Annotated in this window: 1 protein-coding gene; it reads left to right on the top strand. The window is 46.1% G+C overall.

Annotated features, from left to right (window positions below):
• Positions 1-183: 183 nt before the first annotated feature.
• The gene (locus LZD49_RS35350; protein WP_234673369.1) at positions 184-1,161 is read left to right on the top strand and encodes an IS481 family transposase; all 978 of its coding nucleotides are present in this window, start codon (positions 184-186) and stop codon (positions 1,159-1,161) included.
• The last annotated feature ends 61 nt before the right edge of the window (positions 1,162-1,222 follow it).

The following is a 1,222-nucleotide window of genomic DNA, read 5'->3' as shown; positions in this document are numbered from 1 at the left end:
TGTGATGGTTCATAACATTCGCTACAATTGCAGTCATTTCTGATCCTTCAAAAAGTCACATTTGGCTCATCGATTAGTTCCAGAAAGTCGTTACATTAATGATCATTTTTTCTCGCAATCCCTCTCACTTCCCACGAGGGTTGTGAGAAAAAATGAGGCGGTGCGGATTCAAATTGTGTTGTTATGACCACCGAAAGCTTGAAAGCGGAAGCAAGAGAAAAATGGGTTACCCTCTATAAACAGATCGGGAACATATCGGTTGCTGCCAGAAGGTGCGGGATTGCTAGATCTACGTTACAGCGTTGGATAAAACGTGCGGATGAAAACCTCTTTACAGATCGGTCTCACCGCCCGCGCCGGTTGGGCCGACAAAAGTATCGTCCTGAAGACGAGGCCCTCGTGCTTAAGGTACGCGATGAATTCAAATATGGGAAACTCCGAATCTGCTCTCATCTGTTCAGGCTACATGATTTGAAGATTTCAACTTCTACCGTAGCGAGAATACTCGACAAGCATTCGGTTGCACCTATTCGTCGATTCACTAAACAGTGTCCTCCAATTCGATACGCTAAGCTCGTTCCTGGCGAACGTGTGCAGATAGACGTCTGCAAGGTCAGAGCTGGTCTGTATCAGTACACGGCGATTGATGATTGTACCCGACTAAGGGTACTAAAACTTTACAAGCGTCGGTCCGCGGCCAATTCAATCGATTTTCTGGATAAGCTTATCGAGGAATTTCATTACCCCATTCAGCGTATTCAAACGGACAGAGGGCAGGAGTTTTTTGCAGTCGCATTTCAGCAGAAATTGATGGACTACTGCATCAAGTTCCGCCCCATAAAACCCAGGTCGCCACATTTAAACGGCAAAGTCGAGCGCAGCCAGCAGACTGATCTCCAAGAATTTTACTCAACAGTTGACCTACGAGACCCTGAATTGGACTACAAACTTTCTCAATGGCAATTTCACTACAACTACTTTCGCCCGCACAGCTCGTTGGGTGGTAAGACTCCTATCGAATTTGCTTCCGAACATTCTGCTAAGGCTCCTTTCTGGGACGAAGTCGAGGCCACATACGACGAAACAAAGGAACGTATTAGAGAACAAGCCTACTGGCGAGATCTCCGGATGGCAAAGCTGGCAATGAAAAGCAAAACGTAGTTTTGTCCTACATTTTGCCGACTTCTAGATGTAGCGGAACTGTAGAGCCACTACAAATTAA

Source organism: Dyadobacter sp. CY261 (assembly GCF_021440085.1).
Lineage (GTDB): Bacteria > Bacteroidota > Bacteroidia > Cytophagales > Spirosomataceae > Dyadobacter.
The sequence above is the reverse complement of the archived record's forward strand: the minus strand, read 5'-3'. Positions and strand labels throughout refer to the sequence as shown.

Excerpts from the sequence above, each read along its gene's own strand:
- LZD49_RS35350 (WP_234673369.1), top strand. The coding sequence starts at position 184 with ATGACCACCGAAAGCTTGAAAGCGGAAGCAAGAGAAAAATGGGTTACC.